The organism is Streptomyces filamentosus (genome assembly GCF_014654895.1).
Lineage (GTDB): Bacteria > Actinomycetota > Actinomycetes > Streptomycetales > Streptomycetaceae > Streptomyces > Streptomyces filamentosus.
In genome coordinates this window covers 2,357,611-2,382,234 of record NZ_BNBE01000001.1, presented here as the reverse complement: position 1 = coordinate 2,382,234, position 24,624 = coordinate 2,357,611, and the positions used below count along the sequence as shown (strand labels likewise).

Below are 24,624 nucleotides of genomic sequence, written 5' to 3'. Positions count from 1 at the left end.
CCTCCGGGTGAAGGAGCACTTTTGCAAGCGGGTGCTTGCAATAGTTAGCAACGGGTGGCAGGGTACGGGGCATGGCATCGCTCAACGTCGGCAATCTCGGCAGCCTCGGCGAGTACCTGCGCGAACAGCGCCGGACCGCCCAGCTCTCGCTGCGGCAGCTCGCCGACGCCGCCGGGGTCTCGAACCCGTACCTCAGCCAGATCGAGCGCGGGCTGCGCAAGCCCAGCGCCGAGGTGCTCCAGCAGGTCGCCAAGGCCCTGCGCATCTCGGCGGAGACGCTCTACGTGCGGGCCGGGATCCTCGACGAGAAGGACCGGGAGGAGCTGGAGACGCGCGCCGTCGTCCTGGCCGACCCCTCGATCAACGAGCGGCAGAAGCAGGTGCTGCTCCAGATCTACGACTCCTTCCGCAAGGAGAACGCGGCGGAGACCGCGGCGGAGAAGGCGGCGCAGGCCGCGGCGGAGCCGGAAGCTTCCAGCCAGTAAGAGCCCCACGGGAGGACCACCCGCATGCCCATCATCGACGAACTGCGCACCCCCCTCTACTTCGCCGCCGGCACCGCCGACCTCGCCGTGCGGCAGGCCCGCAGGGTCCCCGGCCTGATCGAGCAGCTGGCCGCCGAGGCGCCCGGCCGGATCGAGGCCGTGCGGAACACCGACCCCAAGGACGTGCAGGAGCGGGTGACCGTCCGGGCCAAGGAGGCCCAGGCCGTCGTCCAGGCCAAGGTCGCCGAGGTCGTCGGAGCCGTCGGCGGGATCGACCCCGACCTCAAGAAGCTCGGCGAGACCGCCCAGGACCTGGCCCTGCGTGGGGTCGGCGTGGCCGCCGAGTACGCGGTGAAGGCGCGCGAGAAGTACGAGGAGGTCGCCGCCCACGGCGAGGAGACCGTCCGGGCCTGGCGCGGCGAGACCCCGGCGGCGGCCACCGAGATCACGGTCGTGGTCGAGCCGGAGCCGTCGGCCGGGCCGGAGCCGGTGGTGGAGCCGGAGGCGTCTGCCGTGGCGGAGGCCCCGGCCGAATCGGAGCCGTCCGTCGTGGCGGAGGCCCCGGTCGAGCCGGAGCCGTCCGTCGTGGCGGGGGAGTCGGTCGTGGCGGAGGAGTCGGAGGCGCCGGTCGTGACCGGGAAGGCGCCCGCCCGGAAGCCCGCCGCCCGCAAGGCGTCCGCGAAGAAGGCCCCCGCGGCCGAGGCCGCCCCGGCCCCCGCCGAGGCCGAATAGCGGACCCGGGCACGATTCCTGGGGCGCGGAGCGTTGGAACGGGTACGTTGACCGCGAGGCGCCCGTACCCCATGACCCCTAGGCGGTGTTCAGCATGCTGATGGACCGGTTCGACAACACCCTCAACCTGCTGATGTTCCTGGTGTTCACCGGCTTCGCCGTCGCCTCGTTCGTCATCGCGGCGATGGTCCGCGAGGACGCCTACCGGGCCGCGGACAAGCAGACGAAGAAGTTCTGGCTGATCCTCCTCGGGGTCAACCTCGCCCTGAACCTCTTCCTCCCCGGCCTCCTCTTCCTCCTGATCGCCGGCCTGATCGCCGCGATCGTCTTCATGGTGGACGTCCGGCCGGCCCTCCGGCAGGTCATGGGCGGCGGGGGCGGCGGCCGGCGCGGCGGCGGCTCCAGCAGCGACGGTCCGTACGGCCCCTACAACGGCGGCCGTTGACGGACGGGACGCGGGCGGGACCCGGGGGGGCCTCACCCCCGGGTCCTGTCGCGTTCCAGGGCCAGCAGCGCCACGTCGTCGGTCAGCTCGCCGCCGTTCAGCGCGCGGGCCTCGGCCATCGCCGCCTCCAGCAGGGCCTCGCCGTGCAGGCCCCCGGCCAGCTGCCGGTTGATCATCTCGACCATGCCGTCCTGCCCGAGCCGCGGCGAGCCGGGACCGGCGGTGCGGCCCTCGATCAGGCCGTCCGTGTAGAGCAGCAGGCTCCACGCCCCGCCCAGCTCGACCTGGCGGCGCGGCCAGCGGGCGCGCGGCAGCAGGCCGAGGGCCGGGCCGCCGTCCTCGTACGGCAGGAGGCGCGCCGTCCCGCCCCGGTGGGCGACGAGCGGGGCCGGGTGCCCGGCGAGGCACAGCCCGGCGCGGCGGCCGTCGGGCGCGATGTCGACGGTGCAGAGGGTCGCGAAGATCTCCTCGCTCTCCCGCTCGTGCTCCAGGACCCGCTGGAGGGTGGAGAGCAGCTCGTCCCCGCACAGCCCGGCGAAGGTCAGGGCGCGCCAGGCGATCCGCAGCTCCACGCCGAGGGCGGCCTCGTCCGGGCCGTGGCCGCAGACGTCGCCGATCATGGCGTGCACGGTGCCGTCCGGGGTGCGGACCACGTCGTAGAAGTCGCCGCCGAGCAGCGCGCGGGACCGGCCGGGCCGGTAGCTGGCGGCGAAGAGCAGGTCGGAGCCGTCCAGGAGCGGGGTGGGCAGCAGGCCGCGCTCCAGGCGGGCGTTCTCCTGGGCGCGCAGCCGGGACTCGGCGAGCTTCACCTTGGCGGCGTCGTTGCGCTTGCGCTCGACGGCGTACCGGATGGCGCGGCTCAGCAGCCGGCCGTCCAGCTCCTCGCGGAAGAGGTGGTCCTGGGCCCCGACCCGTACCGCCTCTGCGGCGAGTTCCGCGTCGGAGGAGGGGGCCAGGGCGAGGACGGCGTGCCGGGGCGCGAGGCGCAGGATGTGCCGCAGCGGGGCGAGCGGGTCCTCGTCGCCCGAGCCCCTGGGCACGGGCAGCGAGAGGTCGACGAGCACGCAGTGCACGTCGTCGGTGAGGAGCCGCTCGGCCTCGGTGAGGTTGCGGGCGGTGCGGATGCGGACCCGGGTGCCGGCCTTGCCGGCCGCGTCGAGCAGCTCGGGCACGGCGAGGGAACCCGCCGGGTCGTCCTCGACGACCAGCAGGGTGAGGTCGGTGCGGTCGCGGTCGGTCCCCGCGCCCGTGCCTGCTCCGGTGTGCGTCGTCGTGCCTGTTCCTGTGCCTGTGCCGGTTCCTGCGTCGGTGGCGGCGGGGGTCTCCATGGGCGTGGCGGCCATGGCGGCGGTGTCGCCTTGCCCCGCAGCAGAGACGTTTCTCTGGTGCGGTACGGATACGGGCATCGGTCCGGGTTTCCTTCCCTCCCCCGAGGGTGCGCCGGGCGCCGGGTGGCGTCCCGCCCGTCCGGGACCATAGCGGCACTGCGGCGCGCAGCGGAATGGTGATCACCGGCCGGGCGGCTCCGAACGCCTTGGCATATGCCGCGGAAGGGGAGGTAGTTGCGCCCGCGGCGGCCGGGACCGGCTCCCCGGCCCATGAGAAAGGTCACTCCCCGGCCCCGCCCCTCCCGGCACGCGCCGGGACGAGCCCGTCAGGTCGGGAGGAGTGCCCTTCCGGCCCGGCGGGTCCGCCCGCGCGGCGGGGCGGCACTGCCCTCGCGGGAGGGACGGCACTGCCCTCGCGGCCGGGGCGGGTCTGCCCCTTCGGACCGTTCCGCGGAGGCGGATGCGGGGGCGGGGGCGGGGGCAGGAGCGGGGGCTCGGCCGGGTTCGATCGCGGGGCCGGCCGGATTCGGCAGTGGGGCCGACCCGGTTCGACCGCGGGCCCGATCCGGTTCGACCGCGAGGCCGCCTCGGCCGATCGTCCCGGCCGGGTCGGCTCGGAGGGCCGTCCCGGCCGTTCGGCTCGACCGGTCGTCCCGGCCGTTCGGTTCGACCGGTCAGCCCGGCCGGTCAGCTCGGGCGGACGATGCCGAGGATCTCCATCGAGCCGGCGCCCGCGACCGTGACGTTCCGCCCGGGGCGGGGGGCGTGGACCATCTTCCCGTTCCCGATGTACATGCCGATGTGGCTGGCGTCCTTGTAGTAGACGATCAGGTCGCCGGGGCGCATGTCCTTCGGCTGCACGCGGGGGAGCAGCCGCCACTGCTCCTGCGAGGTGCGCGGGATCGGCGTGCCGGCGGCGGCCCAGGCGGACTGGGTCAGGCCGGAGCAGTCGAAGGAGTCCGGGCCCTCGGCCCCCCACACGTACGGCTTGCCGACCTGCGCGAGGGCGTTCTCGATGGCCTTGCGGGCCTCGGGGGTGGTGGCGTCGGTGAGTTCGCCGAGTATGCCGGAGCCGAGCCACTTCGTCTGGGCCCGCTGCCGGGCCAGCTCCTCCAGGCGGCGCAGCCGTTCGCGCTCCTCGGCGGCGAGCTCGCCCTCCAGCTTCTTCGCGGCGTCGATCTTGCTGTTGATGTCCTTCTTCGCCTGGGCCTGCTTGACGCGGTCGGCCTCCAGCTTGGTCCAGTTGTCGCCGGCCTCCTTGGCATAGGTGTCCAGCTCGGCCTGGGCGCGGGTGAGTTCGGCGATGAGGTCGGTGGTGGCCTTGGCGCCCTCGCGGAGCCGGCCGGCGGTGTCGAGGAAGAGCTGCGGGTCGCCGGTGAGGACGAGCTGGGCGCTGTCGGGGATGCCGCCGTTGCGGTACTGGGCGCGGGCGGTGGCGCCGGCCTGGGCCTTGAGGGTGTCGATCCGCTTCCGGCCGCCCTCGATCATGCGGGCGAGCCGGACGATCTCGGCGGACTGCTGCTCGGTGCGCTCCTCGGCGAGGTTGTACGCGTCGGTGGCGGCGGCCGCCTGCCGGTACAGGTCCTCGATCTCGGTGCGGACCTCTTTGAGGGTCTTCTTCGGCGGGGGCGGCGGCAGCGGGGCCGCCGAGGCCCGGAGGGTGAGCGCGGGCGAGGCGAGGACGGCCAGGGCGCAGGCCACGGTGACCGTGGCGGCGGCGTACGGACGTCGGCGTCGTCGGTTCACTGGTTTCCCCCTCGCGGCCCGGGTCCCCCCTCGGCCACTTTCTGATTTACCGTCAGTAACTTGTGGTGGTCCTGGCGATAGTGCCACGCGGAACCGGAAAACGACAGGTACCCCGCCAGAGTGACGGCCGCCGACCGGATGACGTTCCCGGGACACGGGGGAAGGGGGGTGATGTGGCGCACCGGAGGTCCCCGGGAGGCCCCCAGGACACCTCCCGGCCACCCGCGGCTCCCGCCACCCGCCGGCCCGGGTCGCTTACGGCTCCGGCCACCCGCCGGCCCGGGCCGCTCACGGCTCCGGCCGCCGACGCCCGGGGGACCCCCTCCCTGCCGTGGCCCCGTCACCCGCCGCCCGGCGCGAGGGCGTCCCACCGGAGGGTCACCTCGCCCTGGCGCCAGCGCTTCGGGCCGTCCACGACCGGCCAGTCCGCCGCGAGGTCGCGGACGGAGCGGATCCAGCGCTGCCGGGCGCCCAGGGAGGCGTACGGGGCCGCCGCCGCCCAGGCGCGGTCGAAGTCCCGGAGGAAGGCGTGCACGGGTTCGCCCGGCACGTTGCGGTGGATGAGCGCCTTCGGGAGGCGTTCGGCGAGGTCGGAGGGGCGGTCGAGGGAGCCGAGCCGGGTCGCGAAGGTGACCGTGCGCGGCCCGCCCCGGTCGAGCGCCACCCACACGTGCCGGCGCCCGATCTCGTCGCAGGTCCCCTCGACGAGCAGCCCGCCGGGCGCGAGCCGCCCGCACAGCCGCCGCCACACCGCCGCGACCTGCTCCTCGTCGTACTGGCGCAGCACGTTCGCCGCCCGGATCAGCGCGGGCGTCCCCGGCACCGGCACCTCGAAGCCGCCGTGCGCGAAGCGCAGGCCCTCGTGCCGCTCCTCGTACGGCTTCGCGGCCTCGACCCGGGCGGGCTCGATCTCGATCCCGTACAGCAGCGTGCGGGGCTCGGCGGTGCGCAACCGGGCGAGCAGTTCCACGGCGGTCCAGGGGGCGGCTCCGTACCCGAGGTCGACGGCGACGGGCGGCTCGGGGGAGCGGCGCAGGGCGGGGCCGTGGACGGCGGCGATCCAGCGGTCCATGCGGCGCAGCCGGTTCGGGTTGGTGGTCCCGCGGGTCGGGGTGCCGACGGGGCGGGTGGTGCGCGGGGCCATGCGACGAGGGTACGCGGCGCCCCCGCGCGCGCGTGGCGCGAGGGAAACGGGGAAGCCGCCGCCACGCGCGCGTGCCCCCGCCCGCCCCGGCGGCGGGGTGCTCCGCGCGACGGGAACGTGCAATGAATTGGCAAAAGGAGCCGGTCGTGGAAATGAAAGGGACGGTTCCGGTGTTGTGCCGTGCCGGAGGGCGTCTGCGCCCTCCCTCAGGCGTGTCCGGCGGGCCGGGACGCGCCGGCGCGGCCGTCCCCGGCCGGGAACCACCGGCCCGGCCGACCAGACCGCCCGACCAGCTCGACAAGACCGATCAGCCCGACCGACAGCCCGCCCGACAAGACCGTCCGAAAAGTTCCGGCAGGCAAGCCCCGCCAGGCGAGCCGCCGGGCCCTCTCGCGGAAGGACCGCCGACGTGAGCCAGTACGTGTCCCGGTTCGCCGGCACCCGGCACCGGCACCCGGCAGCGGCCTCCCGGCTCAGGCTGCCGGGCCGCCCCCGGACGCCCCGCCGGGTCGCCATGCTCTCCGTCCACACCTCCCCGCTGCACCAGCCGGGCACGGGCGACGCGGGCGGCATGAACGTCTACATCGTCGAGCTCGCCAAGCGGCTCGCCGCCATCGACATCGAGGTCGAGATCTTCACCCGGGCCACCACCGGCGGCCTCCCCCCGGTGGTCGAGCTGGCCCCCGGCGTCCTGGTGCGGCACGTCGACGCGGGCCCGTACGAGGGGCTGGCCAAGGAGGAGCTGCCGGCCCAGCTCTGCGCCTTCACGCACGGCGTGATGCAGGCGTGGGCGGGCCACCGCCCCGGCCACTACGACCTGGTCCACTCGCACTACTGGCTGTCCGGGCACGTCGGCTGGCTCGCCGCCGAGCGGTGGGGAGTCCCGCTCGTCCACGCCATGCACACCATGGCCAAGGTCAAGAACGCGGCGCTCGCCGAGGGCGACGCCCCCGAGCCCGCCGCCCGCGTGATCGGCGAGACGCAGATCGTCGCCGCCGCCGACCGGCTGATCGCCAACACCACCGAGGAGGCCGACGAGCTGGCCCGCTTCTACGACGCGGACCCCGGCAAGATCGCGGTCGTCCACCCCGGGGTCAACCTGGACCGCTTCCGGCCCGCCGACGGCCGGGCCGCCGCCCGCGCCCGCCTCGGCCTGCCGCAGGGCGCCTTCGTGCCGGTCTTCGCCGGCCGCATCCAGCCCCTCAAGGCCCCGGACGTGCTGCTGCGCGCCGCCGCCCTGATGGTCGACCGCGACCCCTCGCTGCGCTCCCGCATGGTGGTGCCGGTCGTCGGCGGCCCCAGTGGCAGCGGCCTCGCCAAGCCGGAGGGGCTCCAGAAGCTCGCCGCGAAGCTGGGCATCGCCGATCTGGTGCGCTTCCACCCGCCGGTGGGCCAGGAGCGGCTCGCGGACTGGTTCCGGGCCGCGTCGGTCCTCGTCATGCCCTCGTACAGCGAGTCCTTCGGGCTCGTGGCGATAGAGGCGCAGGCGGCCGGCACCCCGGTCGTCGCGGCGGCGGTGGGCGGACTGCCCGTCGCCGTACGGGACGGGCGGACCGGCTTCCTGGTGCAGGGCCACGACCCGGCCGACTACGCGCGCGTGCTGGACCGTTTCGCCGCCGACCCCGAACTGGTCGCGCGGATGGGCGACGCGGCGGCGCTGCACGCCGGGTCCTTCGGCTGGGACACGGCCGCCTCGGGCACCGCCGACGTGTACACGGCCGCCATGCACGACCACCGCCAGCGCGCGCAGCACCGTCGCGTACGCTCGCACCATGGCTGACGTTCAGGACGCGCGGGACGCACGGCGGACCGTCGAGGACACGCTCGACGAGGCGGGGCTGGAGTGGGAGAGCCCCGAACCGGGCTCGTACGTGGTCAAGCTCCCCGGCACCCGCAAGCTGTCCACGACCCTGTCGCTGCGGGTGGGCCGGCACTCCCTCTCGCTCAACGCCTTCGTCGTCCGCCACCCCGACGAGAACGAGGCCGGCGTCCACCGCTGGCTCCTCGAACGGAACCTGAAGCTGTACGGGGTGGGCTACGCCATCGACCCGCTCGGCGACATCTACCTGGCCGGAAAGCTTCCCCTGGCCGCCGTCACGCCGGAGGAGCTGGACCGGCTGCTCGGCTCGGTCCTGGAAGCGGCGGACGGCGACTTCAACACGCTGCTCGAACTCGGTTTCGCGTCGGCCATCCGCCGGGAGTACGCCTGGCGGGTCTCCCGGGGGGAGTCGACGCGCAACCTCGACGCCTTCAGGAACTTGACGCGGGCTCAGGCGCAGCCGGAGAGCTGACGCCCCCGGCCGTCCTCCCCGCCGCGGGAGCGACGTCCTCGGGGACGGTCCCCACCGGGCCGGTCCCCACCGGACCGGTCCCGATCAGCTCCGGCCCCACCGGCTCGGTCCCCACCGGTTCGCCCCCCATCGGCTCCTCCTCCGCCAGCGCCCGGCGCAGCCGCAGGGTGTACCCGACGGCGGCGAGGAGTCCGACGGCGAAGGTGCCCGCCCACAGGACGTCCGGGCCGGGCCCGTCGACGATCACGCCGGCCAGCACCGGGGCGACGAAGCCCGCGACGGCCCAGGACATGCCCATCACGCCCTGGTAGCGCCCGCGGGCGTGCTCGGGGGCGAGCCGGGCGGTGGCGGCGGCGTTCGTCGGCACGTGGACCATCTCGCCGATCGTCCACACGACGACGGTCGCGGCGAAGGCGAAGGACGAGCCGGCGAGCGCGGTGGCGCCCGTGCCGACGGCGAAGAGCAGCGAGGAGACGGTCAGCAGCACGACCGGCGAGCGCCGCTCGGTCACCCTGTTGACCAGCAGCTGGAAGGCGACGATCACGATGCCGTTGACGGCGATCACCATGCCGTACGCGGACGGCGGCAGGCCCTGCGCGGACATCGTCAGCGGCAGGCCGATCCAGGGGGCGGTGAAGACCAGGCAGACCAGCAGGTTGAGCAGGACGAGCGTCCGGAAGGGCGCGTCGCGCAGCACGTCGAGCATGGACACCTTCGCGTCCGCGCCCGGATCGGCCTTCCCGCCCCGGCCGGCCCCGCCCGCCTTCGGCTCCGCCCGCTCGGGCCGGGTCTCCGGCAGCCGGAGGAAGACGATGACGGCGCAGAGGGTGGTGGCGACGGCGTCGACGAGGAAGAGGGTGCGGTAGCCGAGGAAGGCGGCGGCGCCGCCGGCGATGGAGGCGACGGCGAAGCCGAGGTTCAGCGCCCAGTAGTTGAGGGCGTAGGCCCGGCGGACCTCGTCGGCGGGGACCATGTCGGCGATCGTCGCGTTGATGGACGGGCGGACGGCCTGCATGGCGACGCCCATCAGCAGCACGACGAGGGCGACGCCCCAGGCGCTGGTGACGAAGGCGAGCGCGCCCGCGCAGGCGGCGGCCCCGAGGTGCATCGTGATCATCGTGGGGCGGCGGCCCCAGCGGTCGGTGAGGACACCGCCCAGCGGGGAACCGGCCACGCCACCGAGACCGTGGAGGGCGACGACGAGTCCGGCGAACCACGCGGAGTGCCCGAGCTCGCTCGTCAGGTAGAGGGAGAGGAAAGTGAGGACGAAGGCCCCGGTCCTGTTGACCAAGGTCGACAGCCAGAGCCACCAGAAGCCCTGCGGAAGGCCCGAGACGGTGGCGCGCGCCGATCGTCTGAGCGAATCGATGGACATGTGAGGTGCTCCCCCTGCGTGCTGTAAGTCCCTCCAACGGCTCTCGAAACTTACGCATCTCGGCTGGCGGACGCCAGTGAATTGACGACGCGCGTCAATCGTCAGCGGTCCATTAGGCTCGTACGCATGGCCGACGCACCGTACAAGCTGATCCTCCTCCGCCACGGCGAGAGCGAGTGGAACGAGAAGAATCTGTTCACCGGCTGGGTGGACGTGAACCTCACCGCGAAGGGCGAGAAGGAGGCGACGCGAGGCGGCGAGCTGCTCAAGGACGCCGGTCTGCTCCCCGACGTCCTGCACACCTCCCTCCAGAAGCGCGCCATCCGCACCGCGCAGCTCGCGCTGGAGTCCGCGGACCGCCACTGGATCCCCGTCCACCGCTCCTGGCGCCTGAACGAGCGCCACTACGGCGCCCTCCAGGGCAAGGACAAGGCGCAGACCCTCGCCGAGTTCGGCGAGGAGCAGTTCATGCTGTGGCGCCGCTCGTACGACACCCCGCCGCCGCCGCTCGCCGACGACGCCGAGTACTCCCAGGCCGGCGACGCCCGCTACGCGACGATCCCGCCGGAGCTGCGCCCGCAGACCGAGTGCCTCAAGGACGTCGTCGAGCGCATGCTCCCGTACTGGTACGACGGCATCGTCCCGGACCTCCTCGCCGGCCGCACGGTCCTGGTCGCCGCCCACGGCAACAGCCTCCGCGCCCTGGTGAAGCACCTCGACGGCATCTCCGACGCCGACATCGCGGGCCTCAACATCCCCACCGGCATCCCGCTCTCCTACGAGCTGGACGAGAACTTCAAGCCCCTCAACCCCGGCGGCACCTACCTCGACCCGGACGCCGCCGCGGCCGCCATCGAGGCCGTCAAGAACCAGGGCAAGAAGAAGTAAGAAAAATGATCATGCCCCTGACCTGCGCATACGGCGCAGATCGGGGGCATTTTCGCGCTCTGGGCCCACCCTAGGCCCTCAGGGCTTTCCTTGATGGTGATCCAGGGCAACCGGGGGTCACGCCCGCGATGACTGATGCCGAACTGCCGAGGTGTGCGGCCGGTGAGGTGTCTGCGCTGGTGACAGCTGGCAAGTTCGCGAGCATGGCTGAACGGCGGAGACCCGGCGTGACGTACTTGGCTGCCGGCCAGCTTGACTGCTGAGATGCAACCGATGCATAGTTTCGGTATTGCTCCCCGTCGTCTCCGGATTGGCGGGGATTTTTCTATCTCTGGGGGCTCCTGCGTGCTTCGGACGACCTTCATCATCGACTACCAAAACGTGCACATGACCTCGCGGGACGTCTTTGATCCCGATGGGGATGTGCACGAGTCGCTCATCGACCCGGTTGCCTTCGCGCGTCGTTCTATAACGGAACGTAACGGTCGTCAGCGCCCGGGGTATCCCTTGGCGCAGGTGGAGCGCGTTCTCGTATACCGCGGTCTCCCTCATGTCGACTACGACTGGGAGCAGAATCGACGCTGCCGTGACCAGGCAACCCAGTGGCGAGCCGACGGTGCGGTTGTTGACCTGCGCGATCTTAAGTACGACTTCCAGCGTGGGGCGGATGGGCGTCCAGTACTGGATGTGCACGGTAAGAAGATCCCTAAGGGGCGTCCTAGGGAGAAGGGGATCGACGTACTATGCGCGCTTGCCTGCGTTCGTGAGTCGGTCGACCCAGACGTAGACCTGGTCGTCCTGGCGTCGCGAGACACGGATCTGGTCCCGGTCTTGGACGAGCTCTACGACTTTCGCAGCCGTGACGCTGGGCGGTATGCCCGGATCGAGACGGTGAGTTGGTACGACCCGGAGGCCCGCAAGCAGGGCCGCTACGCGGGCGGCAGTCTCAGGCCAAGTGGCACTCGGCGGATCTGGAACACGAACCTCGACCGCAGTTGCTATGAGGCATCGCTTGACCGGCGTGACTATCAGTGATCTCCGTATGAGGGTCCGCAGAGGGGCAGCGGTTACTCTCCTGCGTCAGGAGCGGTGATTGCCCTGTAGACGCAGTTCCTGGCATCAGCGCCCGGGCGAGACTGTGTCGTTGCCCCCCCTGCTTGGCGGAGAGAGCACGATCATGTCCCCGGCCTTGGCTGTGAGCGCTGGCCGGGGTTAGTCCGCTGATCGGGACTCTCTGCAAAGCCTCAGGGCGTTGGGTTCTGCGGCGGTCGGAGCGCTCGACCGAGAGCCTGTCGTGCCCGATCTCGACTGCTTGGCATCAGGTGTGCGTACACCTTTAGCGTGAGCCCTGGATCCGAGTGCCCCAGGTACTCGGAGACGGCCTTGATGCTCTCGCCGGCGTCCAGTAGCACCGAGGCGTAGAAGTGCCTCAGGGCGTGCATGCCGTGCTCTCGCGCGGCGGCGTGCTCCCGGCTCTTCGCCGTGGGGATGACGCCGGCCTTGGCCAGTGCGGGCTTCCAGTGGTCCTCGTTCAGCGACGTGCGCCAGACGTGCCCGCCGAGCGGACCGGTGAAGAGCAGCCGCTTGGTCACGGGCGGACCGCCGGCGCGCATCCAGGGCAGCGTGATCTCTACCGGCGGGAAGAGCTTCATGTGCGCCTTGAGCGCGTCCGCCACGGGGGCGGGCAGGGGTACGTCACGCAGCTTGCCGCCCTTCGGCGGGGCGAACACCGGCCGACTCAGGCTCAGCTTGAGCTGCTGTACGACGTGCAGCGTGGCGTTGTCGAAGTCCAGCTCTTCGACGGACAGCCCGAGGATCTCCCCCTGCCGGAGACCGCATCCGGCGCCGACGTCCACCATGGGCTGGAACCGCTCGACCAGGGCGGCGCGCATGGCAAAGACCCGTTCCGGCAACCAGGGGACTACGCGCCGCGCGCCCATCTCCGGGAGCGTCACCGTGCGCGAGTTGCAGGGATTCCGGGGGAGGCAGCCGTCCTCGACAGCCGCGCTCAGGATGGCGCGAACGTTGGAGAAGATGACGCGGGCGTACGAGCCGGACATCCCGGAGGCTTCGAGCTGCGTCACGAACTCGCGGATGTGGCTCGGCTGGAACGAGCCCAGCGGACGGGTCCCGATCCGCGGGAAGGCGTGCAGCTTGAGCTGAGACGTCATCGACGCCTTGGTGTTCGGGTCTCCGCTCTGGCTTGCCAGCCACCCCTCCGCGAACTCCTGGAAGGTCGTCCGGGCCGCGTTCGGGTCGATGTACTGGCCCCGGGCCACGTCCGCGCTGATGCTGCTGAGCCACTGCTCGGCGAGGCGCTTCTGCCCGTCGGCGAAGGACTTGGACTTGCGCTTGCCGTCCGGCGCGAAGTAGCGGGCCCGGTAGCGCAGGCCGCTGCCGTGACGGGCGGTCTTGGTGCGGACGGTCTTCCCGTCGGCGTCGGTCGCGGTCTTGAACCAGCGGTCCTGGATGCTGCCAGCCATGTGGGCTGCGTCCTCTCGGGTGGGTGCTGTGCCGCCCTCAGGGAGGGAGGCATGGGGGTGCCGTGGAAGTCGTTGTGAGCGGGGCTTCGGATCGGTTGGCGGGGTGCCTCCCCGCCTCCCCGAAAGGGTGTTTCGCTGGTCGTCGCGGGGGGAGGCGGGCCGGGGAGCCGGTTGGGGAGTTCTTTCCGGCTCCCCGTTGCCTCCCCGGACCGGGGAGGCGCCGTGACGGCCGTGACGGCGGAGTGCGACGGCCGTGACGGCCCCCCTTTACCCGCCTTACCGCACAGGTCAGTGGCCCCTACCGCCCCCTCTATCGAGGTAGAGGGGGCCCTCTACCTCGGCGGTGCAGGCGGAGGGCGTGGCGGTGAGCGTGACGGGGGTGTGACGCTGTGACGGGTAGCGGGGGTGGGCTCTACCGTCACGGCCGGCGGGTCAGGCGGCGGTGTCGGTGGCTTCCTGCTGCTGGACCCAGGTACGGACGGCGGCGGGGTCGTAGCGGACGTGGCGGCCGACGCGGAAGCCGGGCGGGCCGGTGCGCTGCTTGCGCCAGCGATAGACGGTCTCGATGGGGACGGAGAACATCGCGGCGATGTCCTCGGGGGTGAGGTAGCGGTCCGGGAGTCCGGCGCGAAGGGTCTCGATCGGCTTGCTGGCCATGGGGTTGCGTGGCTCCTCGTGTCCGGTGCGCGGAGGGTGAGCGGTGCCGGTGGCCGTCCTGGAGAGTTGGTGTATCTCAGCGTCCGCAGTGCCCCAGCGTCCGACCCTGGCTGTTCCCGCAGGTCGGGGGCGGTGGGGATGGCGGACGCTGAGCGGACGCTGCGGACGCTGGACGGCTTCAGCGTCCGCAGCTCTTGCCGTGTCCGGGCCGCTGGTGTGCGGCCCGGTCCGGCATCGTCAGCGCTGCTCAGGGGGCGTGTCGGGCCACAGGGCGGGCGGGGCGGCGTCGGACGCTGCCGGCGTGGTCCCGCTGGAGCCGCCGGTGCGCGACAGGATGAGGAGCCTGCTCCGGTGCCGGTCCTGACTGCGCTGCGTGTCGTCCACGGTGATCCCGACCGTGCGCAGGAGCGGGGCGATCCGTTTGACCTTTCCGCCGGCGCGGGTGGCGTCCTTGGGCCAGGACGGCGGCCGGATGCCGCCGGGCGGCTGGACGTGCTCCAGGAGCATCGCGGCGGTGCCTGTCCAGGTGCCGGACTCCTCGACCAGGGCGACGACGGCGGAGCCGAACGGGTCGCCCTCCAGGGCGTCTCCAGCGACGTTCGCGGAGGCGGCCAGGTAGTCGTCCAGGGTGTTCCAGCCCATGACCTGGTCGACGGCGGCCAGGACGCGGGCGAAGTCCGCCATGCGCGGCATGGTCTCCAGCTTCACGTTCGGCAGCACGTTGAGCACGGTGGCCAGCAGGTCGAAGAGCGAGCCGAGGACGGCCGGGCGGACCGCCTCGAACGCGGTGTCCAGCTCTTCCTCGGTACGGCGCCGGTCGGGGTCGATGAGCTGGAGGTCGAGCATCAGCAGTCGCTCGGCCAGGTCCCCGGCGAGCGCGCCGGCGTCGATGGTGGTCATGGCCAGCACCCGGCGGAAGGAGACCACCACCACGTCGTCGTCGCTGTACAGGGCCCGGTCCACGAACCCGTCGCCCGTGACGCCCTTGCACAGGGTGTCGGACAGCCACCCGGGGATGGCGGAGACGTTGTCCAGGCACAGCGCCCAGGAATTGAACGCCTGCGTCGACCACGCCTTGAGGTCCCGGGGAGCGGAGCGCTTGGCCGCGGGCGAGGGATCGACCAGGTTGACCACCATCTGCGCGCTCTTGGACTTGCCCGTCCCCTGCTCGCCCTTGAAGGTCAGGATCGGGTGGGGGATGTTCGGCATCCACGCGGCGATCAGCCAGGCGACGAGCTGCCGGAACGCGGGCTCGTCCATGTTGAACATGCTGTGGAGCATGCTCAGGCCGTCCCCTTCGAGGATCGGGGCGGGCATGGGCGCCATGGCCCCGGACCGGCGGAAGAGGAGCGGGGAGCGGTCTGCGACGTGCCAGCCGCCGGCGGACACGGTGACCGCGCGGCCGTCGGCGGTGCCCAGGTCGACCACGATCGTGCCGAGGTCGTCCTGGCCGACCCGCAGGTGCACCGGCACCGGGTCGTCGTCCTCCGCGATGCCTTCCAGCACGGTCATGGCGTCCGCGAGCGCGGACTGGGACGCCACGTCCCCCTCGTAGGTCTCCGCGTACAGGCGGGCGAGGCGCTGGCGCACCCCGGAGCGCCCCTTGAACGGGAGCACGATGTTCGGGCCGTCGAGGGCGACCGCGTACGGACGCCCGTCCGCCGACATGACGAACCGGTAGCACTCCCGGGCGAGCTGGACGAGCCGCACGGCGGCCGACGGCTTCTTGTCTCCGCCCTCCGCCGACGGCCGCTTGTTCACGGCCGCACGTGCCGTGTTCACGGGCAGGGGGCCGGTGTTCACGGGCTCCGGTCCGGTGTTCACGCCGCCCTGGTCGGTCGACCGGTCGGGGTCGATCGGTCGGGTGGTGCCGTTCACGTGGTGGGTGGTCTGGTTCACGCGCGCGCCTCTCGATCGATCGACTGTTCACAGGTGTTCATCCGGGGCCTTCGGCGGGTGTGCTCGATCCGACCGACTCGCGCCCGGCGGTCGACCGGCTTCCGGAGTTTCGCCTGTTCAGGGGTCGACTGCTCGGTCCGTGAACGGGCCTGAACGAGTCGAGCGAGCATCAGCCAGTCGACGTCCTGCGGCCCGAACCGGATCAGCTCCGGGCCGCTCGACCGGTCGGCGCCGGCGCCCGCCGGACCGGCCGGATCGGCAGGCGTCTGAACACCCGTGAACGCGGTGTCGGTCGACCAGACCAGCAGCAGCGCGATCGACAGGAACAGTCGGTCCGCCTTGGTGTGGTTGCAGGTCCAGCAGGCGAGGACGAGCGCGTTGGCGGACCAGGTCCGGTGGAGCGAGTACGGGACGATGTGGTCCATCGTCGCCTCGCCCAGGTTCTTGAACCGGATCCGGCAGTAGGCGCACCGCCAGCCGTCGCGGGCCGCGAGCTGTGCCTTGCGGGCGCGGCGGCGGGCGGAGTTGAGCCGTGGGACGGAGTGCAGGCTCACCCGGTCACCCCGGAGACGTCGACCACGTCGAGCACTGTCCGCAGCGCGGCGGACAGGGAGCCGAGGTGCATGGCCATGGCCGTCGGGCTCGCGCTGCCGAGGTCGAGGTTCTCGACTCGGCTCAGCGCGTCCCGGGCGGCGGCCAGCAGGACCGGCGGGATCGGCACCACGGCGGGGGGCGGCGTCTTCTCCTGCGGGCGCAGCGCGGGCCACAGGTCCCACACGGTCGTCCCCAGGACGCGGGCGACCGCGTGGGCGTGGCGGGCGTAGGGGCGGCGGCCCGGCTCGTTCACCCACCGCTCGACGGTCTTGGGGTCCACGCCGAGCTGGTCGGCGAGTTCGATGTAGGAGAGGCCGGCCTCCACGATGGCGGCCGCGAGGAGCATGTTCCGCTCGGCCGGGGCCGTGGCGGGCAGGTTCACCGGGGACTCGGGCGCGATCGTCACAGCGCCACCCCCTTGGGCATACCGACGTGACCGGTCAGGCGCTGCACCAGGGACTCCAGCTCCGCGATCCGCTCGCGCAGGCTCTTCGCGGTCGCGGGCTCCCGGGACTCGCGGGGCGAGGAGAAGCCCAGCTCCTCCGGCGTGGTGCGGTAGATCGCGCACAGCAGGGTCCGGTACGTCTCGCCGGGCCGCGTCAGGCCGTGCTCCCAGCGGGACAGGTAGACCTTCAGGGACGACTCGGCGGCGATCTGCCAGTTCCAGGCGTCGGCCATCAGGATCAGGGCTCGTACGGCCTTCTCCTGCGACCAGCCCCGGGCCACCCGGGCCCGCCCCAGCGGCGAGTCCGCCGACCGTAAGGCGTGGGGCTGCTCAGGCGCCATAACCTCCGGCGCCACGGTGTTCTCGGGCATCATGGGGTTACCCCTTCGAGGGTCGGGGAGCGGCTGACTGCTTGGCGGTAGGTGGCCGCTCCCTGCTTCGTCCTAGGCCGTTGACCAGGACGTTTTCGCGCTTCAGCCCCCATGCAGGGAGCGGTACCCGTTCCGATAGATTCGATCGGCGGGCACATCCCTAAGGTTCCCTAGGGCACCCTAGGGTGTCAAGCGGTACGCTAGGGAACGCATCCAATGAGGCAAGGGAGTTGACGTGGTGTCGGATCAGGCCGGCCATCGGGCGCCGTACGCACGGATCGCCGCGCACTACGAGGAACTGATCACGTCCGGCCAGCTCAGGCCGGGCGAGCTTCTGCCCAGCATCAAGACCCTCTCCCAGGAGTGGAGCGTCAGCACCGCGACCGCTGAGAAGGCGCTCCGGAAGCTCCGCACCGACGGACTCGTGCGGGGGATCCACGGCATCGGCACCGAGGTGATCGACCGCCCCGCTCCCATGTCCTCGGGCGCGCAGCGTCAGGACCGGGGCCGCCGCAGTGGTTCGAGCTGGGGCGCGGGCGAACGGTCCGACTCCCACGCGGCGGCGGTCGTTCCGGCACCGGCCGACGTGGCCCAGGTGCTGGACATTGCGCCGGGGGCGGAGGTGATCCGACGGTCCCGCGTGTACCGTGACCGACACGGCATCGTCGCGCACTCCACGTCGTGGATCCCGGTGCAGTACGGGAGGCTCGTCCCCCAGTTGGCGGAGAGCGAGCGCCTGGCCGGCGGAACGTCCCTCCAGCTCATCGCGCAGGTCACGGGGCGGCCAATCACCCGCCGGATCGACTCGGCGTCTGCCCGGCTGCTCACGCCTGCGGACGCGGAGCTCCTGGAACTGGACCCCGCGAACCCGCCCTCGGAACCGGTGGTCGTGATGACCGCGAAGTTCGTCGACAGCGGTGACCACGTCGTGGAGTACGGCGTAGACCTCGGCGGCCCCGGCCGGACGTGGCTCACGGAATCGGAGGTCGCACAGTGACGGAGGACTCGACCGGCCGGCCCCTGTGCGTGCTGATGGCCGGACTCCCGGGCTCAGGCAAAACGACGCTCTCCCGTGCTTTCACGGCGCGGGGGTTCGTCCGGCTGTGCCCGGACGAGGAGATGTTCCGGCGGCATGGCGTGTACGGCGTGGACTTCCCCCGGGGCACCTTCCCGACCCTGGAACGCCCGGTGCTCGAAGAGATCGCCGTAGAACTGCGCGACCACCTTCGGGCGGGCCGCAACGTAGTGGTCGACCACGGATTCTGGACCCCCGACGACCGTGCCCGCTGGCGAGAGATCGCCACAGATGCCGGCGCGCTCGTTGTGCTCGTCTACTTGGAGGCGAGCCACGAAGAACTCTGGGCCCGCGTCAGCGAGCGGAACGCCAAGCACGCGGCTGACCCGAACTCGATCTACTTCTCCGAGAGCGACCTGACCCGCTACCGGAACAGGTTCGTCCCGCCCCAGGCAGACGAGCCGCATCTCGTCTACGGCGGAGACCCCGATTCGGTGCTGAAGGCCCTGGGAGAAGCAGGACTGGCCAGCGAGCGCTAGGTGTTACGCCTGGTGTCACGGCCGGTGTCAGGGTGGCGTCACGGCCGGGTGTCAAAGCGCGTGACACCGCGTTTGCCTAAGGGATTGGGTGTCAGGGCCCGTGACGGTGTCAGGGCGTCAGGACGGTGTCAGAGCTGTATCGTCGCCGAACGGGAGCAGAAAGAACGGGGGCCTGCGGGCGCCCGATTTCTGGCCGCTCGCCCTGCTCGGGCTGGGTCAGTCCGTCGGTCGTTCCTGATAGAGACTCCACGCGCGTTCAAGGGTTGCCACAGCGGCAGGGATCGCGCCCAGGCTCTCCAGGTACTCCCTCTGTCCCTTGAGCTGCATCCGCGACGGCCAGTTGGGATCCGCAGCGACGTCCCGGGCCAGATCACCGATGGCGTTGTCGTCCTTGACGTGGCGCTTCAGCCACGTGGTGAAGCTCTGAGAGCGCGTCATGGCCACAGATCCTCGCATCCCACTGCCCCTCGGGTGGCTGGTTGGGAAGAATCCGCGACTGGCCCCGAGGGCCAGAGAGCGCATTCCAAGGGGGGAGGACAAGTCGCCGCTGAGGGTTCGACTAGGGAGGCGACGTGTGGCCCTAACGCCCTCTCCCCTTGGAATGCCTCCAGCGCTCGGGCCGTCGAGACTGTACGGCCGGCGGACTTGTGAGTGACTGACGTACGAACAAGAGGAGCACGCCCCGCGCCGGGTGCTCCTCTTGTTCGTACGTGAAGCTTGGCGGTGAGGGAGGTCAGGGTCCGCAGTGCCCAATAGCCTCTCCTCGCTAAGAGCGCTCTGACCTGGGCCGATGCTCTTGGAAGGAGAGGGGCGCTGCGGACGCTGCGGACGCTAATGGACGCTACACATTCTGTTTAGCGTCCGCAGTGAAACCACAGGCCAGAGGCAGCGTGGGCGCGGTCGCGGGCGCTGCGGACGCTGTTCTCCTTCAACTCTCTAGGAGGAAGAGAAGAAGGCTTTTCAGGAGGGGGTGACAGGGTGGACACCTCCGTCCCCGCCCCTCTGAAAAGCCCTTCCGACGCACCACGCAGCGGCCAGATGCCCAGAGCCATACGAAGGGATGGCAGGGCCCGGCCGTCCTGGAAGAGACCACGTCGCGGCCGGCGGTGGACACTTCTGTTTTTGACTTGGCGGCGCGGCCAGCAGCCGGGAGGCTGGCTCTCACGGAGCCACTGCCCTTCTGTGACTCTGTGTGGTTGCGGTCGGTTACCGGTTACCGGTTACAGACCCCCAGGACCCCGGTTCGGGCCCTCCAGCGGGGGTTCGAGGGGGTGTCCGGGGCTGTAACCGGTAACCGGTAACCAGCTCTGCTCGCTCAGCGTGACGGTGGGCTGATGTTGTTCACCGTGGAGTTCGCGGTATTGAACACGGACTCCAGAGTGCCGCGAATCGACTCCCGGGCCCAAAGCTGGGCCCTCTCTGGGCCCTCCGACGCCGACCAGCGACGGCCAGCAGTGACCAACAACGACCGCTCGAACGCAGGTCAACCGGGGTGTGCGGCCCTCTGACCAGGGGCGGAAAACGGGCCCTGCAGACCCAGGGCAAGAAGTAACCCTGACGCACGAAAGGGCCCCCGACCCGCGGTTTCTCCGCAGGCCGGGGGCCTCTTCGCGACTCCGGGCCCTCAGGGGGCCGCGGGTCAGTGCTCGTCCCGGCCGCCCGCCGCCTCGTCGCAGGCGCGGTCGCGGAAGTCGTCCAGGGACGTCGTGCGGATCTCGTCGTCGACGGTGTAGCGCACCTGACCCGGCTTCAGGCGGGCCAGGTCCTCCGGGGTGAAGCGGACGGGGACGGCCTGCCAGGAGCCGTCCTCGGTCCAGCCCGCGAGGCGGTAGCCGCGGCCCTTCTCCAGTCGCTCCGTCTGCGTCCGGGGCGTCCACCGCTCCGCGGCCGGCGCGCCCGAGGTCTGCATCAGGGGCCAGGAGGTGAAGCCGGTGACCGGGCCGTCGTGCCGCCAGTCGCCGGTGACCTCCCGGGACTCCTCCGGCGCGTCGTCGGGGTAGAGCATCGCCCCGTCGACGTGGTCGTGGCACATCAGGAGCACGCCGAGCGGCGTGCCGTCCTCCGCCACCGACACCCCGGCGAGCCCCGCGGGCGCGGCCGAGCAGCCCGTCAGCAGCAGCGCGGCCGCTCCGGCCGCCACCGCTGTCAGGAGGGTCGCTCGTGCGGAGGGCATGGCGGCAATTCTGTCTCCCCGGAGGCGGCGCTGCCCAGGGGTGACCGGGGGTAATCCGAGGTGGACCGGGGGATCGGGGGCGTGCGGGAGGTGAGCGGGAGCCTTTTTCGCGAGCGCGCGTCCGCCCCGGTCACTAACGTCCCGTGCATGACACGATCACCGCGCCTGGAGCGGGTCACCCCCGCCACCGTGGACGCCGCCCTGGCCCTGCGCGTCCATCCCCATCAGGAGAGGAACGTCGCGCCCGTCGCGAAGTCGCTGGCCGAGGCGTACGCGTACGGCGAGACCGCCTGGCCCCGGCTGATAGTCGACGGGGACCGGACCGTCGGCTTCGTCATGGCCTTCCTCGACATCCTCTGGAACGAGGAGAAGGACCCCGGCGACCGGCGCAGCGGACTGTGGCGCCTGAACGTCTCCGCCGACGCGCAGGGCGAGGGATACGGCCGCTTCGCGGTCGACGCCGTCGCCGCGGAACTGCGCGGGCGCGGGGCCACGGAGATGTACGTGACCTGGGAGCCCGGCGAGGACGGCCCCGGCGCCTTCTACCGCCGGCTCGGCTTCCGCGCCACGGGCGAGGAGAGCGGCGGCCAGACCGTCGGCGTCCTCGCTCTGTAGCCCCCGCGCGCGGCGGACGCGGGGAAGGGAAGAGGGAGGGGAGCGGGGGGAGGGGTTCGGCCGGACCCCTCCCCTCCCTCCGTCCCACCGGTCCGCGTCAGCCCGTGCAGCCGCCGCACTGGCACGGCGCGCCCGACTGGCAGCCGCAGCCGCAGCCCGAGCCGCAGCCGCAGGCGCCGAGCACGGGGAGCCGGGTCCGCTCGCGCGGGGCGTCCGCCGGGGAGCCGGTCGTGATGATGGGGGATTCGGCCATGGGGGGTCCCTCCCTCGCGGGACGCGCGTCGTCCCTGCGTCCCCCATTGCATGCCCACCAGGACCGGCGCATCAACGGCGCACGGAAGCCCCGCGCTTCCGTGCGCCGTTGATGCGCCGCGCACGCCGCCCGGTTCCGGAAGCGGCGCCCCGGCCCGTAGGCACGCCCCCGGTTCCGGAAACGGCACCCCCGCCCGTACGCGCGCCTCCGTTCTCCGTCTCCGGAGGGCGTGCCGCAGTCGCCTACGCGCCCTCGACCGGCGTGTCCGTCGGCTGGAGCTCGTCCGCGTGCTCGCCCGTCACCAGGTAGACGACGCGCTTCGCCACCGACACCGCGTGGTCGGCGAACCGCTCGTAGTAGCGGCCGAGGAGGGTCACGTCGACGGCCGTCTCGATGCCGTGCTTCCACCGGTCGTCCATGAGGTGCTGGAAGAGCGCCCGGTGGAGCAGGTCCATCTCGTCGTCGTCCTGCTCCAGCTGCATCGCCAGGTCGACGTCCTTGGTGATGATGACCTCGGCGGCCTTCGCCATCAGGCGCTGCGCCAGCTGTCCCATCTGGAGGATGGTCGCGTGCAGGTCGTTGGGGACCGCGCGGTCGGGGAAGCGCAGCCGGGTCAGCTTGGCCACGTGCTGGGCCAGGTCGCCGGAGCGCTCCAGGTCGGCGCTCATGCGCAGCGAGGTGACCACGATCCGCAGGTCCGTCGCCACCGGCTGCTGGCGCGCGAGCAGCGCTATCGCCCGCGCCTCCAGGTCGTGCTGGAGGTCGTCGACCTTCTGGTCCGCGGCGATCACGCTCTCCGCGAGCTTCAGGTCCGCGTCGAGCATCGCCGTGGTGGCGCGCCCGATCGCCGACCCGACCAGGCGGGCCATCTCGACCAGGCCCTCGCCGATCGAATCAAGTTCCTCGTGGTACGCGTCCCGCATGGATGTCCCTCTCTCCGGCAGTGCTCGTCTTCTTCTTCACAGGGTTCTGCGCAGGGGCCCTCGCTCCGGACCCCCACGGTCCCACGTTCGGCCCCCTGTGCGTCCGGCTCCATCCCCTCGCGTGAACCGGCTCTTGCCCCCAGGTGAACTCTGGGCGACACGCCCCTCGCACCCTCGCGGAGCAAGTGAACCGGCCCCGTCTCCAGGGTGAACTCTGAGCGACGAGTGTTCGAGCAGCCACTCGGACGGCTGGGAGAGTGTCCGTGACCACGCATAACCTGGTCGACATGGACGTGAACGCGGCGGTCGCCGCATTGGCAGCGATCGCCGGAGTGTGCACCGGCGTGATCGCCATGCTGGCGTTCCGCTGGAGCGAGCGCGACCAGGCGCGACCCACCCGTACCTCCCTGCACACCGACGCCGTGCTGCCGCCCGGCGTCGACACCGTGCTCTCCGTGCTGCGCTCCTCCGCCGTCGTGCTCGACGAGAGCGACTCCGTGGTGAAGGCGAGCTCGGCGGCGTACGCCCTCGGGCTGGTGCGGGGCGGGAAGCTGGCCGTGGAGCCGATGCTCAACATGGCCCGCGACACCCGCAGGGACGGGGAGATACGCCAGGTCGAGCTGGACCTGCCCCGGCGCGGCGGACGCGGCGAGGCCCTCGCGGTCTCCGCGCGCGTGGCTCCGCTGGGCTCGCGGCTCGTGCTGCTGCTGGTCGAGGACCTGACGGAGGCCCGCCGCATCGAAGCGGTGCGCCGGGACTTCGTGGCGAACGTGAGCCACGAGCTGAAGACCCCGGTCGGGGCGCTCTCCCTGCTCTCCGAGGCCGTCATGGACGCCTCGGACGACCCCGAGGCCGTCGTGCGCTTCGCGGGCCGGATGCAGATCGAGGCGACCCGGCTGACCAACCTGGTCCAGGAGCTCATCGACCTCTCGCGGGTGCAGAACGACGACCCGCTGGAGGACTCCGAGCCGGTGTCCGTGGACGAGCTGGTCGCCGAGGCGATCGACCGCTCGCGGCACCCGGCGTCCACCAAGCAGATCACCATGGCCTCCGGCGGCGCGGCCGACCTGTTCGTCTGGGGCAGCCGGGGCCAGCTCGCGGCGGCCCTCGGCAACCTGGTCGAGAACGCCGTCAACTACTCGCCGGCCCGGACCCGCGTGGGCATCGCCGCCCGCCGGGTCGCGGCCCCCGGCGGGGACCTCATCGAGATAGCCGTGACCGACCAGGGCCTCGGCATCCCGGAGAAGGACCGCGAGCGGATCTTCGAGCGCTTCTACCGCGTCGACCCGGCACGCTCGCGCGCCACCGGCGGTACGGGGCTCGGACTCGCGATCGTCAAGCACGTGGCCGCCTCGCACGGCGGAGAGGTCACGGTCTGGAGCACCGAGGGTCAGGGCTCCACCTTCACCCTGCGGCTGCCCGAGGCGGGCTCCGTACGGGACCGCCGGCCCTCCGCCTCCCTCACCCCTGATCTCATGACCGAACCGCTTCCCGCACCGGAGGTCCTTCCGTGACCCGAGTCCTTGTCGTCGAGGATGAGGAATCCTTCAGCGACGCCTTGTCGTACATGCTCCGCAAGGAGGGCTTCGAGGTCGCCGTGGCGGCGACCGGGCCCGACGGCCTCGACGAGTTCGAGCGCAACGGGGCGGACCTCGTCCTCCTCGACCTGATGCTGCCGGGCCTGCCCGGCACGGAGGTCTGCCGGCAGCTGAGGGGGCGCTCCAACGTCCCCGTCATCATGGTGACCGCGAAGGACAGCGAGATCGACAAGGTCGTCGGGCTGGAGATAGGAGCCGACGACTACGTCACCAAGCCCTTCTCCTCGCGCGAGCTGGTCGCCCGCATCCGCGCGGTGCTCCGCCGCCGCGGCGAGCCGGAGGAGGTCACCCCGGCGGCCCTGGAGGCCGGCCCGGTCCGCATGGACGTCGACCGGCACGTGGTGACGGTCGGCGGCGCCAAGATCGACCTCCCCCTGAAGGAGTTCGACCTCCTGGAGATGCTGCTGCGCAACGCGGGCCGCGTCCTCACCCGCATGCAGCTCATCGACCGCGTCTGGGGCGCCGACTACGTCGGCGACACCAAGACCCTCGACGTCCACGTCAAGCGCCTCCGCGCCAAGATCGAGCCCGACCCCGGTGCGCCGCGCTACCTGGTGACGGTCCGCGGTCTGGGCTACAAGTTCGAGCCGTAGGATCCCGGTCCGTCCCCGGAGCCGGGCGGAGT

26 protein-coding genes are annotated in these 24,624 nt (G+C 72.0%); 12 read left to right on the top strand and 14 right to left on the bottom strand.

Annotated features, from left to right (window positions below; translation table 11 throughout):
* Positions 1-71 precede the first annotated feature (71 nt).
* The 3 genes from IE326_RS10690 to IE326_RS10680 all read left to right on the top strand — a co-directional run bounded on the left by IE326_RS10690 (position 72) and on the right by IE326_RS10680 (position 1,662).
* The gene (locus tag IE326_RS10690) at positions 72-485 is read left to right on the top strand and encodes a helix-turn-helix domain-containing protein (protein ID WP_150230012.1); all 414 of its coding nucleotides are present in this window, start codon (positions 72-74) and stop codon (positions 483-485) included.
* 24 nt (positions 486-509) lie between these two features.
* A complete protein-coding gene (locus IE326_RS10685; protein WP_190041382.1) occupies positions 510-1,217 on the top strand; it encodes a hypothetical protein in 708 nt (235 codons plus the stop codon).
* A gap of 94 nt (positions 1,218-1,311) precedes the next feature.
* Positions 1,312-1,662 carry a DUF2516 family protein gene (locus IE326_RS10680; protein ID WP_150230018.1) on the top strand — a complete coding sequence of 117 codons (351 nt, stop codon included), beginning with the start codon at positions 1,312-1,314 and terminating at the stop codon, positions 1,660-1,662.
* Between the two features lie 32 nt (positions 1,663-1,694).
* Here IE326_RS10680 and IE326_RS10675 read toward each other — a convergent pair whose 3' ends face one another.
* From IE326_RS10675 to IE326_RS10665, 3 genes are all read right to left on the bottom strand, one after another.
* Positions 1,695-3,068, bottom strand: a complete 1,374-nt coding sequence (locus tag IE326_RS10675) for a PP2C family protein-serine/threonine phosphatase (RefSeq protein ID WP_190041381.1) — start codon at positions 3,066-3,068, stop codon at positions 1,695-1,697.
* A gap of 609 nt (positions 3,069-3,677) precedes the next feature.
* Positions 3,678-4,736: a C40 family peptidase gene (locus tag IE326_RS10670; protein ID WP_190041380.1), complete on the bottom strand. Its 1,059-nt coding sequence runs from the start codon at positions 4,734-4,736 to the stop codon at positions 3,678-3,680.
* Positions 4,737-5,076: 340 nt separating this feature from the next.
* Complete coding sequence (locus tag IE326_RS10665) at positions 5,077-5,880, bottom strand: class I SAM-dependent methyltransferase (RefSeq protein ID WP_190041379.1); 804 nt, start codon at positions 5,878-5,880, stop codon at positions 5,077-5,079.
* A 409-nt stretch (positions 5,881-6,289) separates the two neighbouring features.
* On the opposite strand from IE326_RS10665, the gene mshA reads away from it, so the two are divergent.
* Together mshA and IE326_RS10655 are read left to right on the top strand one after the other, a co-directional pair.
* Positions 6,290-7,660 carry a D-inositol-3-phosphate glycosyltransferase gene (gene mshA / locus IE326_RS10660; RefSeq protein WP_150230030.1) on the top strand — a complete coding sequence of 457 codons (1,371 nt, stop codon included), beginning with the start codon at positions 6,290-6,292 and terminating at the stop codon, positions 7,658-7,660.
* Positions 7,653-8,171 carry a type III secretion system chaperone family protein gene (locus tag IE326_RS10655; protein WP_150230032.1) on the top strand — a complete coding sequence of 173 codons (519 nt, stop codon included), beginning with the start codon at positions 7,653-7,655 and terminating at the stop codon, positions 8,169-8,171. Before mshA ends, IE326_RS10655 begins: the two co-directional genes overlap by 8 nt.
* Here IE326_RS10655 and IE326_RS10650 read toward each other — a convergent pair.
* Positions 8,131-9,546: an MDR family MFS transporter gene (locus tag IE326_RS10650; protein ID WP_190041378.1), complete on the bottom strand. Its 1,416-nt coding sequence runs from the start codon at positions 9,544-9,546 to the stop codon at positions 8,131-8,133. The two genes, IE326_RS10655 and IE326_RS10650, sit on opposite strands and share 41 nt — an antisense overlap.
* A gap of 126 nt (positions 9,547-9,672) precedes the next feature.
* Here IE326_RS10650 and IE326_RS10645 point away from each other — a divergent pair, with 126 nt between their 5' ends.
* On the top strand, positions 9,673-10,434 hold the full coding sequence (locus IE326_RS10645) for a phosphoglyceromutase (protein ID WP_190041377.1): 762 nt from the start codon (positions 9,673-9,675) through the stop codon (positions 10,432-10,434).
* A gap of 345 nt (positions 10,435-10,779) precedes the next feature.
* Positions 10,780-11,469 (top strand): PIN domain-containing protein, encoded by a 690-nt coding sequence (locus tag IE326_RS10640; RefSeq protein WP_190041376.1) that lies wholly within the window; start codon positions 10,780-10,782, stop codon positions 11,467-11,469.
* Positions 11,470-11,678: 209 nt separating this feature from the next.
* On the opposite strand, the gene IE326_RS10635 is transcribed toward IE326_RS10640, so the two are convergent.
* From IE326_RS10635 to IE326_RS10610, 6 genes are all read right to left on the bottom strand, one after another.
* Complete coding sequence (locus IE326_RS10635; RefSeq protein WP_190041375.1) at positions 11,679-12,917, bottom strand: tyrosine-type recombinase/integrase; 1,239 nt, start codon at positions 12,915-12,917, stop codon at positions 11,679-11,681.
* A gap of 432 nt (positions 12,918-13,349) precedes the next feature.
* A complete protein-coding gene (locus IE326_RS10630; RefSeq protein WP_190041374.1) occupies positions 13,350-13,574 on the bottom strand; it encodes a helix-turn-helix transcriptional regulator in 225 nt (74 codons plus the stop codon).
* 237 nt (positions 13,575-13,811) lie between these two features.
* Positions 13,812-15,473: an AICE element replication initiation protein gene (locus tag IE326_RS10625; RefSeq protein WP_190041373.1), complete on the bottom strand. Its 1,662-nt coding sequence runs from the start codon at positions 15,471-15,473 to the stop codon at positions 13,812-13,814.
* On the bottom strand, positions 15,470-16,027 hold the full coding sequence (locus IE326_RS10620) for an HNH endonuclease (protein WP_190041372.1): 558 nt from the start codon (positions 16,025-16,027) through the stop codon (positions 15,470-15,472). Before IE326_RS10620 ends, IE326_RS10625 begins: the two co-directional genes overlap by 4 nt.
* Positions 16,024-16,473, bottom strand: coding sequence for a helix-turn-helix transcriptional regulator (locus IE326_RS10615; RefSeq protein ID WP_229915283.1), 450 nt, complete (start codon positions 16,471-16,473; stop codon positions 16,024-16,026). Before IE326_RS10615 ends, IE326_RS10620 begins: the two co-directional genes overlap by 4 nt.
* Positions 16,470-16,886 carry an XRE family transcriptional regulator gene (locus IE326_RS10610; RefSeq protein ID WP_190041371.1) on the bottom strand — a complete coding sequence of 139 codons (417 nt, stop codon included), beginning with the start codon at positions 16,884-16,886 and terminating at the stop codon, positions 16,470-16,472. Before IE326_RS10610 ends, IE326_RS10615 begins: the two co-directional genes overlap by 4 nt.
* A gap of 235 nt (positions 16,887-17,121) precedes the next feature.
* On the opposite strand from IE326_RS10610, the gene IE326_RS10605 reads away from it, so the two are divergent.
* Positions 17,122-17,880 (top strand): GntR family transcriptional regulator, encoded by a 759-nt coding sequence (locus IE326_RS10605; protein WP_190042206.1) that lies wholly within the window; start codon positions 17,122-17,124, stop codon positions 17,878-17,880.
* Positions 17,877-18,437: a P-loop nucleotide/nucleoside kinase family protein gene (locus tag IE326_RS10600; protein ID WP_268982958.1), complete on the top strand. Its 561-nt coding sequence runs from the start codon at positions 17,877-17,879 to the stop codon at positions 18,435-18,437. The genes IE326_RS10605 and IE326_RS10600 overlap by 4 nt, the downstream gene beginning before the upstream one ends.
* 216 nt (positions 18,438-18,653) lie before the next feature.
* Here IE326_RS10600 and IE326_RS10595 read toward each other — a convergent pair whose 3' ends face one another.
* Both IE326_RS10595 and IE326_RS10590 read right to left on the bottom strand, forming a co-directional pair.
* Entirely contained in the window at positions 18,654-18,875 is a 222-nt protein-coding gene (locus tag IE326_RS10595; protein ID WP_190041370.1) for a YozE family protein, read from the bottom strand.
* A gap of 1,201 nt (positions 18,876-20,076) precedes the next feature.
* Entirely contained in the window at positions 20,077-20,610 is a 534-nt protein-coding gene (locus IE326_RS10590) for a hypothetical protein (protein WP_190041369.1), read from the bottom strand.
* 147 nt (positions 20,611-20,757) lie between these two features.
* Between IE326_RS10590 and IE326_RS10585 the strand changes: the two genes are divergently transcribed.
* Positions 20,758-21,225: a GNAT family N-acetyltransferase gene (locus tag IE326_RS10585; protein WP_190041368.1), complete on the top strand. Its 468-nt coding sequence runs from the start codon at positions 20,758-20,760 to the stop codon at positions 21,223-21,225.
* 97 nt (positions 21,226-21,322) lie between these two features.
* Here IE326_RS10585 and IE326_RS10580 read toward each other — a convergent pair whose 3' ends face one another.
* On the bottom strand, positions 21,323-21,478 hold the full coding sequence (locus IE326_RS10580; protein WP_170313848.1) for a hypothetical protein: 156 nt from the start codon (positions 21,476-21,478) through the stop codon (positions 21,323-21,325).
* A 242-nt stretch (positions 21,479-21,720) separates the two neighbouring features.
* The gene (phoU, locus tag IE326_RS10575; RefSeq protein WP_030750464.1) at positions 21,721-22,401 is read right to left on the bottom strand and encodes a phosphate signaling complex protein PhoU; all 681 of its coding nucleotides are present in this window, start codon (positions 22,399-22,401) and stop codon (positions 21,721-21,723) included.
* A gap of 287 nt (positions 22,402-22,688) precedes the next feature.
* Here phoU and phoR point away from each other — a divergent pair, with 287 nt between their 5' ends.
* Both phoR and phoP read left to right on the top strand, forming a co-directional pair.
* Positions 22,689-23,915 carry a two-component system sensor histidine kinase PhoR gene (gene phoR / locus IE326_RS10570; protein WP_150232945.1) on the top strand — a complete coding sequence of 409 codons (1,227 nt, stop codon included), beginning with the start codon at positions 22,689-22,691 and terminating at the stop codon, positions 23,913-23,915.
* Positions 23,912-24,592, top strand: coding sequence for a two-component system response regulator PhoP (phoP, locus tag IE326_RS10565; protein WP_030750460.1), 681 nt, complete (start codon positions 23,912-23,914; stop codon positions 24,590-24,592). Before phoR ends, phoP begins: the two co-directional genes overlap by 4 nt.
* Positions 24,593-24,624 lie beyond the last annotated feature (32 nt).

Bases quoted from the DNA above. Each gene is read 5' to 3' on its own strand.
- IE326_RS10690 (WP_150230012.1), top strand. From the start codon at position 72: ATGGCATCGCTCAACGTCGGCAATCTCGGCAGCCTCGGCGAGTACCTG.
- IE326_RS10685 (WP_190041382.1), top strand. From the start codon at position 510: ATGCCCATCATCGACGAACTGCGCACCCCCCTCTACTTCGCCGCCGGC.
- IE326_RS10680 (WP_150230018.1), top strand. From the start codon at position 1,312: ATGCTGATGGACCGGTTCGACAACACCCTCAACCTGCTGATGTTCCTG.
- IE326_RS10675 (WP_190041381.1), bottom strand. From the start codon at position 3,068: ATGCCCGTATCCGTACCGCACCAGAGAAACGTCTCTGCTGCGGGGCAA.
- IE326_RS10665 (WP_190041379.1), bottom strand. From the start codon at position 5,880: ATGGCCCCGCGCACCACCCGCCCCGTCGGCACCCCGACCCGCGGGACC.
- IE326_RS10655 (WP_150230032.1), top strand. From the start codon at position 7,653: ATGGCTGACGTTCAGGACGCGCGGGACGCACGGCGGACCGTCGAGGAC.
- IE326_RS10650 (WP_190041378.1), bottom strand. From the start codon at position 9,546: ATGTCCATCGATTCGCTCAGACGATCGGCGCGCGCCACCGTCTCGGGC.
- IE326_RS10645 (WP_190041377.1), top strand. From the start codon at position 9,673: ATGGCCGACGCACCGTACAAGCTGATCCTCCTCCGCCACGGCGAGAGC.
- IE326_RS10635 (WP_190041375.1), bottom strand. From the start codon at position 12,917: ATGGCTGGCAGCATCCAGGACCGCTGGTTCAAGACCGCGACCGACGCC.
- IE326_RS10630 (WP_190041374.1), bottom strand. From the start codon at position 13,574: ATGGCCAGCAAGCCGATCGAGACCCTTCGCGCCGGACTCCCGGACCGC.
- IE326_RS10610 (WP_190041371.1), bottom strand. From the start codon at position 16,886: ATGATGCCCGAGAACACCGTGGCGCCGGAGGTTATGGCGCCTGAGCAG.
- IE326_RS10595 (WP_190041370.1), bottom strand. From the start codon at position 18,875: ATGACGCGCTCTCAGAGCTTCACCACGTGGCTGAAGCGCCACGTCAAG.
- IE326_RS10590 (WP_190041369.1), bottom strand. From the start codon at position 20,610: ATGCCCTCCGCACGAGCGACCCTCCTGACAGCGGTGGCGGCCGGAGCG.
- IE326_RS10585 (WP_190041368.1), top strand. From the start codon at position 20,758: ATGACACGATCACCGCGCCTGGAGCGGGTCACCCCCGCCACCGTGGAC.
- IE326_RS10580 (WP_170313848.1), bottom strand. From the start codon at position 21,478: ATGGCCGAATCCCCCATCATCACGACCGGCTCCCCGGCGGACGCCCCG.
- phoU (WP_030750464.1), bottom strand. From the start codon at position 22,401: ATGCGGGACGCGTACCACGAGGAACTTGATTCGATCGGCGAGGGCCTG.
- phoR (WP_150232945.1), top strand. From the start codon at position 22,689: ATGGACGTGAACGCGGCGGTCGCCGCATTGGCAGCGATCGCCGGAGTG.